Annotated in this window: 15 protein-coding genes and 1 other RNA gene; 14 read left to right on the top strand and 2 right to left on the bottom strand. The window is 34.9% G+C overall.

Features of this window, described 5'->3' with window-relative positions:
• Positions 1-88 precede the first annotated feature (88 nt).
• From MHH96_RS19630 to MHH96_RS19615, 4 genes are all read left to right on the top strand, one after another.
• Positions 89-1,063, top strand: coding sequence for a DUF2515 domain-containing protein (locus tag MHH96_RS19630; protein ID WP_047940398.1), 975 nt, complete (start codon positions 89-91; stop codon positions 1,061-1,063).
• Positions 1,064-1,207: 144 nt separating this feature from the next.
• A complete protein-coding gene (locus MHH96_RS19625) occupies positions 1,208-1,402 on the top strand; it encodes a hypothetical protein (RefSeq protein WP_341117886.1) in 195 nt (64 codons plus the stop codon).
• A gap of 110 nt (positions 1,403-1,512) precedes the next feature.
• A complete protein-coding gene (locus MHH96_RS19620; RefSeq protein ID WP_047940400.1) occupies positions 1,513-1,884 on the top strand; it encodes a YppE family protein in 372 nt (123 codons plus the stop codon).
• Between the two features lie 176 nt (positions 1,885-2,060).
• Complete coding sequence (locus tag MHH96_RS19615) at positions 2,061-2,573, top strand: YppG family protein (protein WP_095259081.1); 513 nt, start codon at positions 2,061-2,063, stop codon at positions 2,571-2,573.
• A gap of 62 nt (positions 2,574-2,635) precedes the next feature.
• On the opposite strand, the gene MHH96_RS19610 is transcribed toward MHH96_RS19615, so the two are convergent.
• Both MHH96_RS19610 and MHH96_RS19605 read right to left on the bottom strand, forming a co-directional pair.
• Positions 2,636-2,788, bottom strand: coding sequence for a YpzG family protein (locus MHH96_RS19610; RefSeq protein WP_082138221.1), 153 nt, complete (start codon positions 2,786-2,788; stop codon positions 2,636-2,638).
• Between the two features lie 150 nt (positions 2,789-2,938).
• Entirely contained in the window at positions 2,939-3,421 is a 483-nt protein-coding gene (locus MHH96_RS19605) for an Hsp20/alpha crystallin family protein (protein ID WP_047940401.1), read from the bottom strand.
• 223 nt (positions 3,422-3,644) lie between these two features.
• Between MHH96_RS19605 and MHH96_RS19600 the strand changes: the two genes are divergently transcribed.
• From MHH96_RS19600 to MHH96_RS19555, 10 genes are all read left to right on the top strand, one after another.
• Positions 3,645-4,433, top strand: a complete 789-nt coding sequence (locus tag MHH96_RS19600; RefSeq protein WP_047940402.1) for an alpha/beta fold hydrolase — start codon at positions 3,645-3,647, stop codon at positions 4,431-4,433.
• A gap of 79 nt (positions 4,434-4,512) precedes the next feature.
• Positions 4,513-6,795 carry a DEAD/DEAH box helicase gene (locus MHH96_RS19595; RefSeq protein ID WP_144580847.1) on the top strand — a complete coding sequence of 761 codons (2,283 nt, stop codon included), beginning with the start codon at positions 4,513-4,515 and terminating at the stop codon, positions 6,793-6,795.
• Positions 6,796-6,805: 10 nt separating this feature from the next.
• Positions 6,806-8,062, top strand: a complete 1,257-nt coding sequence (locus tag MHH96_RS19590) for a ribonuclease H-like domain-containing protein (protein ID WP_144580845.1) — start codon at positions 6,806-6,808, stop codon at positions 8,060-8,062.
• Positions 8,063-8,457: 395 nt separating this feature from the next.
• A complete protein-coding gene (locus MHH96_RS19585; RefSeq protein ID WP_047940405.1) occupies positions 8,458-8,802 on the top strand; it encodes a CotD family spore coat protein in 345 nt (114 codons plus the stop codon).
• 396 nt (positions 8,803-9,198) lie between these two features.
• Positions 9,199-9,756 carry a DUF1273 domain-containing protein gene (locus tag MHH96_RS19580; RefSeq protein WP_095322300.1) on the top strand — a complete coding sequence of 186 codons (558 nt, stop codon included), beginning with the start codon at positions 9,199-9,201 and terminating at the stop codon, positions 9,754-9,756.
• A gap of 75 nt (positions 9,757-9,831) precedes the next feature.
• A complete protein-coding gene (gene gpsB / locus MHH96_RS19575) occupies positions 9,832-10,134 on the top strand; it encodes a cell division regulator GpsB (protein ID WP_047940407.1) in 303 nt (100 codons plus the stop codon).
• 108 nt (positions 10,135-10,242) lie between these two features.
• An RNA gene (gene rnpB / locus MHH96_RS19570) (RNase P RNA component class B) lies at positions 10,243-10,622 on the top strand.
• Positions 10,623-10,832: 210 nt separating this feature from the next.
• Positions 10,833-11,966, top strand: a complete 1,134-nt coding sequence (locus tag MHH96_RS19565; RefSeq protein WP_144544890.1) for a THUMP domain-containing class I SAM-dependent RNA methyltransferase — start codon at positions 10,833-10,835, stop codon at positions 11,964-11,966.
• 103 nt (positions 11,967-12,069) lie between these two features.
• Positions 12,070-12,240, top strand: coding sequence for a hypothetical protein (locus MHH96_RS19560; protein ID WP_156485380.1), 171 nt, complete (start codon positions 12,070-12,072; stop codon positions 12,238-12,240).
• Positions 12,241-12,460: 220 nt separating this feature from the next.
• The gene (locus tag MHH96_RS19555) at positions 12,461-14,374 is read left to right on the top strand and encodes an ATP-dependent DNA helicase (protein WP_047940409.1); all 1,914 of its coding nucleotides are present in this window, start codon (positions 12,461-12,463) and stop codon (positions 14,372-14,374) included.
• Positions 14,375-14,450 lie beyond the last annotated feature (76 nt).

The raw sequence follows: 14,450 nt of genomic DNA, 5'->3' as shown, positions 1-14,450 counted from the left end.
TTTTCACCTCACAAAGATTCTTTCAAAGTATAACTTATTGCAATCAACAAACAATAATACCATAAAGCGTTCATAAGAGGTGAACAATTTGATAGGTAAAAAATCATATTTTTCTTCATTGGAAGAAGAAAAACTTATTAATAGAATAAGACTAATTACCGATAAGTGCAACTTTGACAATATTTCGAGAACGAAAGCATATCTCCACTATTATAACAAACATAAAGAAATACAATGGGCGTTTCTTGCGAGTCAGGTTTCCCGAAATGCAGGCTGGAATATGTGCGATTTGAATGGAACTTGGCTCCCACAAGTAGTTAGTCAAGAAAAAAGACAGCAAATATTCTTAACTTACGAGAAAGCTAATTGGCTGATCTTTCATGATGCATACCCCCAATTATTACTCTATGAATATTCGACGAAAAAAAACTTGCCAATGTTTCATTTATTAAAATTTTTTCAAGTTTCCTCTTTTATGGAAGAAGAATGGAATTTCTATTGGGAGAATAAAAATAAGAAAAGATTAATGAATAGCTTAATTATTAATGAACAAAATGTTATTCAACAGCCTGTCATAGAAAACACAACAATTAAGCATCATGTTTTTCATTATCTTCCATATCTTTTTCAAGATTTTTTCCATTTTAACGCAGTCCTTTTTCCAACTTTGCAAGGAACACTTTATGGGGCAAGCGTTTCTAACTTCACATCACTAAGCGAACGGATTAAGCTTGGCAATACTTTAGCAAGTCTTTTATTTAAACCTAATTTATATCAAGAGTTTTATGATTTTGCAAGAAAAATAGAACATACAGGTTCGAGGAGTGATTATGAAAAATACATATACCCAAATTTAACCAATACGACACCTATTTTACGAGCTGCTTATCCAGTAGTGAGGCATCAATATATATTAAGAAATGATTGGTTTAAAAAGAATATCAAGAAAAAGTGGCGCATCCTGAAGGAACAGAAAGAACCTTTTCATATTACTGATTGGTATCTGAAAAAACAGCAGCAATTACATGCGCTTATTCGTCAGAAAAACAAATGGTTAACCTAATATTTGCTTAATCTTGTCGAAATTTAAACCAGTAATAAGAATATGTACTTTCTTTGCCGAATCTCTTCTAGTTTTGTCAACGATGCAGGATAGTTGCTAAAAAAAAAGAAAGAGTATATATCAAAATAGCCTGGAGGGATTTGCATGGAAAATGCTTATACAAAAGAAAAGTTATTGAATCTGTTAGAGGAAATCCAAGAGGAATTAGATACATTGGATGCAATGCTTTTAAATTCCTTTAATCAAAACATGCATCTTGTGAAGGAGCATATTACTTCTTTAAATGACATAGAAAGAGGAATCACTACTATGGAGAAAAAATGGCAGCCAGTAAATTAACTATTCATACAGATGGTCCGCGACAACAAATGCCTCTTTACTTGAACTTGGCAAAGTAAATCGTTAAAATAAAATCATTAACGATAATAGGTAAAAATGGAGTGGCAAAATTGACGGAAAATCATCAATTGATGGAATATACAACTAAGCTTCTAGAAGCAGTAGAGTATGCATTAGATACGTTTTATAAAGTGAAGGAATCAGGAGTTGATAAGGATTTTTATGAGATTGTCCGACCTTTTGCCAATCAGATTAAAGAGCTTAATGATAAATGGAAGGAAATGGCGACAGAGTGGGTGCAGAAATCTAAGCCTGATTATTTGAATAAGATCCAAATAAATACAGCCGCTGATCATATTGAAATTATTTCCATTCAGGCATTTTTTACGCAAACAAGTAAAAAACGCTTTCTTGATTCAGCGAAATCTGTAAAATATATACTGCAAACATTACTGGATGCGTTAAAAAATGAAACGAAATAAGGATTAGTAAAAGGGAGATGAAATTTCTCTTTTTTTTTTTGCTTTTTTGTTAAATTTAAATTCCTGTTCCTTCTGAGATAACATAGAGGTCAAATTATTGGTACATCAATGCACAGTATAGGCGTTATTATCATATAGTAGATAAGGATATCTTTAACGTGGGAGGATAGAATTTCATGAATAAAGCATCTAATCAACAAAGCTGGAACATGCCACCTTATCAGACCGCTTATACGCATCCTGTGTCATCTGATAACAGACTATATCATCCATATATAAATCAAGGACAGTGGAATGGAGCAGGCATGAATGGACAAAATTTTTACAACATGCCACCAATGCAGCCGAATTATCAAAATAACCAATCGAATTATTACCACCCGCAAAATGCTTATAAAAACAATACACAAGATATATTCCAAAATCCACTTCATTATATGGAGAACAGTGAACTGAACCAATACACACCCAATTATATGAATCAAAGTCAAGGCTTTATGAATCCATATCCAAAGCAGTCCTTTATTCCGAAAAAACAAGGAAATATGAAAAGCATTATGAATTCTTTTAAATCACAAGATGGTTCTTTAGATTTTAATAAAATGATGGATACTGCAGGAATGATGATGAATGCAATGAATCAAGTAACAGGATTGGTAAAAGGAGTCGGGGGAATCTTTAAGGTGTAACATACCTTTAGGAAGCAATAAGCAGAGGCTGTCATGCGACAGCCTCCATTTCTTTTTCTCTACTACCAGCGGTGTGCTTTTGCATTACTTCTTAGAATGATATTATTCTGAGACATTTGCGTATGCCCATTTACTTGGGATTTAGAACGTTTAGGTCTCGTCCAATTGTGATGAAAAAGCGCAGAATGAGAATCTAACTGATCTCTATAACTCATCATATCACCTCAGGAAGTAAGATTAGAAAGAAATAGAAGGGATAGAAAAAGGATCTCTCCTTCTACCGTATGGAAGGAGAGGATATTCTTTTAACACCCACTATTAATATGTGCAGAGAAAGGAGAATTTACTCTTTCTGAATTTATGGATTAGTCTCGATCTTCAATCATAATTTTTTTTCCTTTTTGTTTAGGGACTTTAATCGTAAGCAATCCATTTTGATAAGATGCCGTTACTTTTCTTTCATCAATTGGATGAGGAAATGCAATGCTTCGGCTGTTTCTTTTATACGTTTTACTTGTATGAAATGTTTTAGTCTGCGAATTTTCCTCTGTTAAAATTTCCTGATGATTAATACTGATAGTTAAATAATGATCATAGATGTCCAATTGAATTTGTTCTTTATTAACTCCAGGCAGCTCTGCCTTAATAATCGTAGCACCTTCTGTTTCATTTACACTCAGTGGAAAAGCCATATTGGGAAATGGGTTACTAAAAAATTCATCCATTTGCTGCAGAAAGTTTTTCACTGGCTTTTCCTGAAAAAACTGATTCATAGAACGCATGAACCCATTTAATGGCTGCGGTGTTTTTTCTTTTTTGTTTGGATCCATTGGGAAATTGGATGACATAATAAATTCACTCCTTACACTTAAAATATGAATGAAAGCTTTAAGTATTTCTTTTTTGCTTTAAAAATGGATATACTTTTTCTACTATCCTATGCCCAATAGCTTGAATTGGTGTTTGGGTGTAAATTTTTTGAAATTCTATATAGTCAGAGGATGTTTCGTTCATCCATATAGAAAAAAAGTGATATATTAAAGGAAAAAGAAAGAAAGGAAGTTTTTAAAGATGAATCATATTGTAGTTGACAATGAACAACTATCCTATATAGAAGAAGGAAACGGAGAAACCGTTGTATTAATTCATGGTTTTTGTGGCAGTGTCGATTATTGGGAGTATATCATTCCACTCCTTTCTGAAAAGTATCATGTAATAGCAGTAGATCTAAGAGGACACGGCAGCTCTACCTATAGCGGTGAACCATTTGAGATAGAAGACTTAGCAAAGGACATAAATAGGCTGTTAAAAAAATTAGAGATAGAAAAAGTATATATGTTTGGTCATTCACTTGGGGGCTATGTAACATTGGCCTTTGCTGAACTTTTTGCAGAGCATTTAAAAGGCTTTGGCTTAGTACATTCCACTGCCTATTCTGATACAGAAGAAGGGAAAGAAGGCCGATTAAATGCTATTCGTAAAATCCAAAATTTTGGAATAAAAGAGTTTGTCAATGGGTTAATTCCTAATTTATTCGCAGATGAGTCACTAATGAATTTACCTGATGAAGTAGAAAAAGCAAAAAAAATTGGCTATCAAACCGATGGAATTGCGGCGATGGAGACACAAGCAGCAATGAGAAAAAGACCAGATAGAAATGGTGTAGTTGAACAGGCGAAGATTCCTGTTTTACTTATAAAGGGAACGAAGGATAAAGTGGTTTCCTTAGATCGCGTTACTTCTGCTTCAAATAGGAATGTCTCAGAAGTGCAATTAGAAACAGGGCATATGAGTATGCAGGAAGCACCAGAGAAGCTGGCAAATGCGATTCATTCCTTTATTTCGTCAAATAGTAAATAATGGCTGTTTTTTTCTTGTTAAAATCTCTTTCAAATCGAACGTCTATTCGATAAAATAGATGTATTAGAGGTGAAACAAAATGAAAGTACGTAAAAATCTTCAAGAAATTATAAAGGATTTAAAAACAAAAGATGAATATAAAGAGAGAATTTCTTTTTGGCATACAATTGAAGCGAAAGAGGCTGTTACCGTTCCGCTTCCAGATGATTTAATTCCTAATTTAAAAGATGCTTTGCAAAAGCGCGGGGTCACCCGGTTATATACACATCAACATTCCTCGTATCAGGCAATTCGAGAAGGGAAAAGCATCGTTGCTGTCACCCCAACAGCATCAGGTAAAACGCTTTGCTACAATCTGCCTGTCATCCAGTCGATTGCCGAGGACAAAAACGCCCGAGCATTATATATGTTTCCTACAAAGGCACTTGCACAGGATCAGAAAAGCGAATTGAATGAATTAATTGAAAGTGCAGAACTACAAATAAATAGTTATACATATGATGGAGATACACCTGCTTCTATTCGGCAGAAAGTTCGAAAAGCTGGCCATATTGTTATTACCAATCCAGATATGCTTCATTCTGCCATTTTGCCCCATCATACAAAATGGGTATCTCTATTTGAAAATCTTAAGTACGTCATTATCGATGAGCTCCATATATACAGAGGTGTATTCGGGAGTCATGTAGCCAATGTAATCCGTAGATTAAAGCGGATTTGTGCATTTTATGGCAGCAATCCTATTTTTATATGTACATCTGCTACGATTGCAAATCCAAAAGAATTAGCGGAAAACTTAACAGAACAACGTGTCCAATTAATAAATAACAATGGTGCTCCAAGTGGAAAGAAACATTTTGTTTTTTATAATCCTCCTATTGTGAATATCCCTTTGAATATAAGGAGAAGTGCTACTTTAGAAGTACGCCAATTAGCAGGAGAATTGTTGAAAAATAAAATTCAAACGATTATTTTTGCCAAAAGCCGTGTACGAGTAGAGATATTGCTTACGTACTTACAGGAACTTGTCAAATTTCAGCTTGGACCTAAATCCATCCGCGGCTATCGAGGCGGCTATTTGCCAACAGAAAGAAGAGAAATTGAACAGGGATTACGTCAAGGCAATATTTATGGTGTGGTCAGTACAAATGCGTTAGAGCTAGGAGTGGACATTGGACAACTTCAAGCTTGTGTCATGACTGGATACCCTGGTACAATTGCAAGTTCGTGGCAGCAAGCAGGAAGAGCAGGCCGCAGGCATGATGAATCCCTTGTTATTATGGTCGCTAGCTCAAGTCCTCTAGATCAGTATATGGTGGCAAATCCAGATTATTTCTTTAGCAGAAATCCAGAAACGGCGAGAATAAATCCTGATAATCTTATTATTCTCATTGATCATATGAAATGTGCAGCTTACGAACTTCCTTTTAAAGAAGGGGATACTTTTGGCAATTGTGAGATTACCGAAATACTTGAATTTTTAACAGAAGAGCGCATTCTTTTTCAAAATGGGGATAAATGGTATTGGATGAATGATTCTTTTCCAGCTCATAATATTAGTCTCCGTTCTGCTTCTCAAGAAAATATCGTTATTATTGATATTTCGGATGTAAGTAAAAGCAGAGTAATTGGCGAAAGCGATCGCTTTTCAGCGATGACATTATTGCATGAAGAAGCAATTTATATGCATCAAGGAATACAATATCAAGTAGAAAAGCTTGATTGGGAAGAAAAGAAAGCATATGTCCGCGAGGTAAGTGTTGATTATTATACAGATGCAAATTTAGCGGTATCCTTAAAAGTGTTAGAAGAAGATAATAAAAGCAACTATCTAAAAGCAGAAACCGGATTTGGTGATGTCAGCATTGTTGCAATGAGCACTATTTTTAAAAAAATAAAATTTGAAACCCATGAAAATATTGGCTCTGGCCCGATTACTCTGCCAGAAGAGGAGCTCCATACAAATGCAGCATGGATATCTTTTCAGCCAAGTGATTTGGTATGGGAACAAGAGCAAACAGAACAGGGTCTATTAGGGGCTGCTCATGCATTAAAGCATATTGCCCCATTACTTGTCATGGCAGATCCACAAGATTTGCATGTAGTCCCACAAGTAAAAGCAGAACATAATGAAAAAGCAACAATCTTCTTCTATGACCAATATCCTGGCGGGATTGGTTTAAGTAAGAAGATATATGAAGAAATGCCTGCCGTATTAAAAGAAGCAAAAAAAATGGTGAAAAATTGTTCCTGTGAATATGGCTGTCCTTCCTGCATAGGGACAGAGAGCCATGCGCATAACAGTAAAAGAGATGTAGTGAAAATTCTCTCGCTTTTAGAGAATAGTGAGATTTCCATATAAGGGGATTAAAATGTCTATTAAAAATAAATTGAACAGAATGAAGACACATCTAAAAAAAGAAGAGCAGACCATACTTGTGAAAAATCTCGAAGCAAAAAAGGGGACAATCCCCTTTATGAAGGAGTGGGAACAGGAAAATGTCTTGCCTTATTGGTTGGATAGTGAATACTGCTTAATTCGAGAAGTGCGCTATCCTCTCGATTATAAACACGGGAACTATACATTTCGAGATTTTTGTGGGGTGGTTGATGAATGGAATAAGGTAAGCTATGATCATCCCCTTTCTGCAAAAGGACATCAGACCAAGGATTTATTCTTTTTTGATACAGAAACAACAGGACTTGGAGGCGGTGCAGGCAATACTATTTTTATTCTTGGTTATGCTCAGCTACAACAAGAGGAGATCGTTTTAAAACAGCATGTATTGCCACATCCTGGAGCAGAAGTGCCTTTATTTAATAGTTTTTTAGAGAATGTAGACTATACAACTCTCGTAACCTATAACGGCAAGGCCTTTGATTGGCCGCAAGTGAAAACAAGACATACGTTAATTAAGGAGCATGTACCAAAGCTTCCTGAATTTGGTCACTTTGATTTGTACCACGCTTCCCGCCGTATGTGGAAGCATCGTTTAGAAAGAACAAAATTATCTATAGTGGAAGAAGAAATTCTCGGGGTAAAGCGGGAGAATGACATTCCTGGGTTTCTTGCTCCAATGATTTACTTTGATTTTGTAGAAAGAAAAAATCCTGAAGGAATGCTTGGCATCTTAAAGCATAATGAAATAGATATTCTTTCTTTAATTACCTTGTACACCCATCTAAGCAGTCAATTGTTAAGAAAAGATCAAAAAATCAGTGCAAGAGAGACTTTAGAGGTAGGGAAATGGTACGCAATTATCGGGCAAACAAATGTTGCCAAGCAAAACTTAGAGAGTATTAAGGAGCAGAATAAAGAAGAGCTTTTAGAAGCAGCTTTTTTATTAGCTAAGGAGTATAAAAGAGAGAAGAAGTTTGAGGATGCTCTTGGTTTGTGGCAAAAAATTGCGGAAACATATACAGGGAAGTCGAATCAGGTCATGGTTATTCAATCATTAATTGAACTAGCAAAATTCGCTGAACATAAAGAGAAAAATCCTCAAAGAGCATTACAATTCACAAAAAAAGCGCAAAATCTACTTTATAAACAAGAAACATTAGGGAAGATGGAACAAGAACTTCAAAAAAGGCACGAACGTCTAGTTAGAAAACTGCATACGATTAAATGAAATCAATAATTCCATTAATCACCTAGTTGTATGTACTCTCGTTCCCTATTAAAATAGGAATGTATTCATTAAGTGAAATAATATTCTCTTGAAAGAAGATAGGGAAAAGAAGTATTTTTCATAGAATGATAAACAGTCTAAATGAAATACTAATGGAGTGAACGAATTGTATAAAGTAGTTATGTGTTTATTTTTTGTGCTTGTTTGTTTAACCATCATCTTGTTTTCAACACTAAAAGACAGCTTTTACGCTTTTCTTTTATACAATTTTTTGCATCGATAAACAAAGCTTTAAAAAACATGACAAAATAGGTGTTTGTATTAGTACAAGATTATCTCTTTCAACATAAGTTGTTACTGTAAGATAACTAAATTATTTGAGAGGAGATTTTCTTATGCATTGTAAACCTAATCATATTTTACCTGCAGTAGTTCATCCGACAAAATGTTGCGTGAATAACACTTTTACAAATAATATTGTGCCGCATATTCACCCAACTCACACTACTACTGTAAATCATGTGAACTACGAGCACCAACATTTCTTCCCGCATACTCAATCTAGTGAGACAGTAGTAACTAATACTCAAGCTAATATGGGTCCTGCTCCAGCTCCATTCCCAACTGCACCTGCTGTTCCTCAAATGGGAGGAACTCCATTTACAGCAACTGGTCAATTCTTCCCAGGTCAAGCTGGTATGTCTGGAATGCCTGGTGGATTTCCATTCAGAAAACGATAAGGAAAAAACACAAGGTGCTTTTTAAGTTTCTTGTAGTTTGTAGACAAAGAGGACCAGAATGTTTTCATTCTAGTCCTCTTTGTCATTTCGGGTCTCGTATTATTATATTGTGTTATTTGCTATACAACGGAATCATTTTCCTTAAGTTGCACACTAATGAGAACACGAGGCATTGCTGCAAACTCGTTTATGTTTATATAAAAATGTGTGGAAATTTATTGGGTAGATTATTTTCATTCATTTTATCAAATACTTATCATATAATGAATCTGTAATGATAGACTGGCTGCGAAACAGCAATCTTTGGCTAAAAAAATATAAATTCTTTATGGGATAATATATTTATGATATATTTTATATAACTACTGTAATTGTGAAGGAGTTCCTTAGATTATTATGAAAATAGCCGTCATTTCTGGCTATAAGCCTTTCGAAATTGGAATATTTAAGCGAGACGAATTAGCAGCCGAATACATAAAGATAGCGATTAGAAAGAACTTGCAAGCACTGCTCGAAGAAGGACTCGAGTGGGTATTAATAAGTGGCCAGCTTGGAACAGAGCTATGGGCTGCAGAAGTAGTATACGATTTGCAGATGGAAGAATATCCAGACTTAAAACTAGGGGTGATTACACCTTTCCTTGAACAGGAACAGAATTGGAAAGAGGCTAATCAAGAATGGTATGAAGAAATAATCTTGCAAGCTGATTTTGTTGATTCTGTTTCGAAGAAGCCCTATGAAAGTCCCCAGCAATTAAAAGATAAGAATATTTTTTTACTAACAAAAAGTGATGTGTTACTGCTTTTTTATGATGAAGAGAACCCTGGCAGTCCTAAGTACTTATATGAGCTAGCACAAAAGTATCAGGAGCAAAACTCATATGAAATTCGCAAAATTCAATTTTCAGATCTCCAAGATATTGTAGAAGAAGCAAGGTTTCAGGACGAGTATTAATAGATTTATTGACAAAATGGCGTTTCTTTGAAAAAATAATTGAGATAAATGGTAATCGACTGAGGTGAGCGATAAATGCTATCAGATAAAATGAAATTAACAGCAAAAGATATTTTAGAAAAAGAATTTAAAACAGGTGTAAGGGGCTATAAACCAGAAGAAGTTGATAAGTTTTTAGATTTAATTATTAAAGATTATGAAACCCTTCACCAAGAAATTGAAGAACTGCAGCAAGAGAATTTACGTTTAAAGAAGCTGGCAGAGGAAGCTAGTCGTAGACAGCCTGCTCCAACGACAGCCGGAACTACAAACTTTGATATTTTAAAAAGGTTATCTAATTTAGAAAAGCATGTATTTGGAAGTAAGTTATATGATTAATGTTTTTAAACTTTCTATGCAGTATTATAGTTGAAAAGCTAATAATTTCCTATAATAACCATTGCATTAGATAGGTAAAACAACTATAATAGCTATTGTATCAATAAAACGCTTTGGTAATCGCTGCAAACCTTGTTTGTAGAGGAAAGTCCATGCTCGCACAAGCTGAGATGCTTGTAGTGTTCGTGCCTAGTCAAAAAATAAGCTAGGGCAGCATCTTTATGCTGACGGCAGGGAAAATACCTAAGTCTTCGGATATGGTATGAATACTTTGAAAGTGCCACAGTGACGTAGCTTTGTCAGAAATGACAAGGGTGGAACGAGGTAAACCCCACGAGCGAGAAACCCAAATTATGGTAGGGGAACTTTCTCTGAGGAAATGAACGGAAGAGAAGGACAGAAATTATTTTCTGTAGATAGATGATTACCGCCTTAGTACGAGATGAAAAGTCGCATGAGTACAAAGGAACAGAACATGGCTTATAGAGCGTGATATTGATTATAATGATAATAACATGACAAAGGGTGACACGTAGATTTGTGTCTGATATGCTGGGAGAATTTTTTTCTAATCAGTATGTCATTCATATAATCTGGTCATCCTTTTTATATGGAATATACATACTAATTTGAAGCTATAGAACAAGCAATAATGATACATAAGAAAATACAGCTAAAATGATGATAAAGGAGTCGTTATGAGAAATTTTGACTTAATAGCTACTGCAGCAATGGGACTTGAAGCAATAGTTGCAAAAGAGGTAAGAGAGCTAGGCTATGAATGTTCGGTGGATAATGGTAAAGTTTTATTTAAAGGCGACGAAAAGGCAATTGCAAGAAGCAATATGTGGCTTCGTACTGCTGATCGTGTAAAGATTAAAGTTGCTGAATTTAAAGCAACAACCTTTGATGAACTTTTTGAAAAAACAAAAGCGATAAAATGGGAAGAATATCTTCCAGTAAATGCACAATTCCCGGTTTCAGGTAAATCTGTCAAATCAAAGCTTTTCAGTGTGTCAGATTGTCAAGCAATAGTTAAAAAGGCGATTGTTAATCGGATAAGCACTCATTATAAGAAAACAGGTTGGCTAGAGGAAAACGGCGCGTTATTTAAGATTGAAGTTGCTATTTTGAAGGATATTGTTACATTAACGATTGATACTTCAGGACAAGGACTCCATAAAAGGGGGTATCGCGCAGGACAAGGGGAAGCACCTTTGAAAGAGACACTTGCTGCTGCTTTAATTTTATTAACTAATTGGACAGCGGATCGACCTTTTGTAGATCCTTTTTGTGGATCTGGTACCATTCCAATTGAAGCAGCTTTAATCGGGCAAAATATCGCACCAGGCTTTAATCGTGATTTTATCTCGGAAACATGGGATTGGATGCCAAATGAAGTATGGGAAGAGGTACGTCAAGAAGCAGAAGAAAACGCAAATTATGATCAACCACTTGAAATCATTGGAACTGATATCGATCATCGGATGATTCAAATAGCGCAAGAAAATGCTTTTGAAGCAGGACTGGGAGACCTTATTACCTTTAAGCAAATGCAAGTAAAAGATTTTACCACAATGAAAGATAATGGTGTTATTGTAGGCAATCCGCCATATGGAGAGCGGTTAGGAGATAAACCGTCTGTTCAAAAAATGTATCAGGAAATGGGACAAGCATTTGCACCACTTGAAACATGGTCTATTTATATGCTTACAAGTGATGAAGAGTTTGAAACACATTATGGCAGAAAAGCGACGAAAAAACGCAAACTATTTAACGGATTCATTCGAACAGATTATTATCAATACTGGGGCAAGCGAAAAAGAGACTAACACATAAAGTCTGCTTTTTAGAAAGTTACATCTTATAAATAAGTATATTTTTTGAGTAACAGTATATATTTATTCTATACGTAATTTTCTGGAGGGAAGTTTTATGAAAGATAGTAATATAGATTATACAAAAATAATCGGTGCGTTAAATTCTTCGGTAAATCTAATAGAAGAAGAAGGTATTGCTGATCAAGCTGTTTTACAGCAATTATCAGCAGCACAACAAATGGTTCAGCAGGCCATGACTTATTCCTTATCAAGAGATAGAGGATAAGAAAAAGCAGGACGAAGATATTCCAAAATAATTAATAATGAAATGATGTAAGAGAGGGTGCCTGATTCTTTTGGAGGCAACCCTCTTTTCACTTGAATATTGCAGTCAAATTGACTATGATTAAGGTTCGTCATGAAAAAATTAAGTAAATTATTCATTGCTTATTAAATAGATAAAGATTAAAGACAAGCAGCATAATTCGTAGGTCGGAGGGGTTTACATGCAAAATAGCATGCCATTTGAAGTATCAAAAACAGAATCATTTTATGAGAAGCTGGGAGAGTGGATTGGCGATGTCTTTTATGACATTCTTCCAGAAGCAGGTTATGAACTACGAGATGAGCAAGTATATATGGCTTATCAATTAGAAAAAGCGTTTAAGGAAAAGAAAACAATTTTTGCAGAGGCTGGAGTAGGAACTGGAAAGACCTTTGTCTATTTATTATATAGCATTTGTTATGCCCGTTATGTAAACAAGCCTGCCATTATTGCTTGTTCAGATGAGACGTTAATTGAACAGCTAGTAAAAAAAGAAGGCGATATTGCAAAGTTAGAGCAGGCGCTTGGATTAAACATTGATGTTCGTTTAGCTAAATCACGAAACCAATATTTATGCTTAACTAAACTGGATCAAAAAATTACATTGGAAGATACGTATAATACAATTTATGACAGCCTTCCAGATTTTGTGCACGGAACAGGATCATTACAATCTTTTTCACCATATGGAGACAGAAAAGATTATCCAGATTTAAATGATAAGGATTGGGAAGGGGTAGCATGGGATTCCATGCAAGATTGTTTTACTTGTGATAAACGCCATCGCTGTGGGCAGACATTACATCGAGATTATTATCGTAATGCTAAAGATTTAATCATCTGTTCCCATGATTTTTATATGGAACATATTTGGACAAAAGAAGCTAGAAAAAGAGAAGGACAGCTTCCTTTATTACCTGATAGTGCTTGTGTTGTTTTTGATGAAGGACATTTATTAGAATATGCTGCCCAAAGTGCATTAACATACAGATTGACAGAGCAAAACTTAGAAAATCTATTAACACGTTTAATGGCAAACGATGTACGTGAGAAAACCCTAAATATTATTGAGGAAACTATTTATCAAAATGAACAGTTTTTTAGAGAACTAACAGATGCATCCTATAAAACAGAAGGTTCAGATAAACAGGAAATCAAAAAAACAGATCGAGTAATCCAAGCAGGTAAAAAATTGGCAGGCTATATTTCTGAGCTAGAAGAAGAGCTTGTCTTTGAAAGTGAAATGTATGTTATCAATGAGTATGACTTAAAAGTGGTAGAAGAGTATTTAGAGCAGATTTCTCATTCGTTAGGTCTATTTTTAAAGGAAATGAATGGAATAACCTGGTTTGAGGAAAATAACGGGGAAAGAACGCTTGTTATTATGCCAAGACTTGTTCAAGATATTATGCAAGAAGAAGTATTTAGTCAACAAAAACCGATTATCTTCTCTTCGGCAACATTATCTGAGAATAAATCCTTTGAATATATGGCCAAAAGTATTGGCGCAGCTGATTATTTATCGTTTTCTGTTGATTCTCCGTTTGATTATGAAGAGAATATGGCTGTATATATTAAGTCATTCAATCAGAATGAAGACACGGAAAAACAAGCATATTGTTATGAAGAGTTAATAAAAGCAGAAGGTCGATCTCTTGTTCTTTTCAATAGTAAAGAAGATTTAGCTAGGTTTAAGGACAATCTGCCAAAGGAATTTTCCTTACCGATATACTTTGAGGGGGAAAGAGAAATTAGTACCCTTGTTTCAAAATTTCAAAATGAGGAAAATTCAATCCTTTGTGCAGTAAATCTATGGGAAGGACTAGATGTACCTGGAAGATCATTAGAAAACGTATTTATCTATTCTTTGCCATTCCCTCCAAATGATCCGGTTTATAAAAGTAAGCGTGAAAATGTAGAAAATCCTTTTCTAGAAGTTGATTTGCCATATATGGTTTTAAGGCTGCGTCAAGGTGTTGGTCGCTTAATCCGTACACATGAAGATAAAGGTACGATTCATATATGTATGGATGCAAATGTAGCAGGCCTAGTAAAGAATGCTGTAATAGAGGCTTTACCAGTAACAGCAATGTAATTGGTTCAATAATAAAAAGGCTCATAAGAAATTCTAAGTTGTTATCGAACAATGCATGAATAATCTTATGAGTTTT

It is taken from the genome of Niallia sp. FSL K6-0212, from assembly GCF_038007605.1.
GTDB lineage: Bacteria > Bacillota > Bacilli > Bacillales > Cytobacillaceae > Niallia > Niallia circulans.
The sequence above is the reverse complement of the archived record's forward strand: the minus strand, read 5'-3'. Positions and strand labels throughout refer to the sequence as shown.

What these genes read in the sequence shown, in the direction of transcription:
- MHH96_RS19625 (WP_341117886.1), top strand. Translation starts at nt 1,208, where the DNA reads ATGGAAAATGCTTATACAAAAGAAAAGTTATTGAATCTGTTAGAGGAA.
- MHH96_RS19615 (WP_095259081.1), top strand. Translation starts at nt 2,061, where the DNA reads ATGAATAAAGCATCTAATCAACAAAGCTGGAACATGCCACCTTATCAG.
- MHH96_RS19610 (WP_082138221.1), bottom strand. Translation starts at nt 2,788, where the DNA reads ATGAGTTATAGAGATCAGTTAGATTCTCATTCTGCGCTTTTTCATCAC.
- MHH96_RS19605 (WP_047940401.1), bottom strand. Translation starts at nt 3,421, where the DNA reads ATGTCATCCAATTTCCCAATGGATCCAAACAAAAAAGAAAAAACACCG.
- MHH96_RS19600 (WP_047940402.1), top strand. Translation starts at nt 3,645, where the DNA reads ATGAATCATATTGTAGTTGACAATGAACAACTATCCTATATAGAAGAA.
- MHH96_RS19595 (WP_144580847.1), top strand. Translation starts at nt 4,513, where the DNA reads ATGAAAGTACGTAAAAATCTTCAAGAAATTATAAAGGATTTAAAAACA.
- MHH96_RS19590 (WP_144580845.1), top strand. Translation starts at nt 6,806, where the DNA reads ATGTCTATTAAAAATAAATTGAACAGAATGAAGACACATCTAAAAAAA.
- MHH96_RS19585 (WP_047940405.1), top strand. Translation starts at nt 8,458, where the DNA reads ATGCATTGTAAACCTAATCATATTTTACCTGCAGTAGTTCATCCGACA.
- MHH96_RS19580 (WP_095322300.1), top strand. Translation starts at nt 9,199, where the DNA reads ATGAAAATAGCCGTCATTTCTGGCTATAAGCCTTTCGAAATTGGAATA.
- gpsB (WP_047940407.1), top strand. Translation starts at nt 9,832, where the DNA reads ATGCTATCAGATAAAATGAAATTAACAGCAAAAGATATTTTAGAAAAA.
- MHH96_RS19565 (WP_144544890.1), top strand. Translation starts at nt 10,833, where the DNA reads ATGAGAAATTTTGACTTAATAGCTACTGCAGCAATGGGACTTGAAGCA.
- MHH96_RS19560 (WP_156485380.1), top strand. Translation starts at nt 12,070, where the DNA reads ATGAAAGATAGTAATATAGATTATACAAAAATAATCGGTGCGTTAAAT.
- MHH96_RS19555 (WP_047940409.1), top strand. Translation starts at nt 12,461, where the DNA reads ATGCAAAATAGCATGCCATTTGAAGTATCAAAAACAGAATCATTTTAT.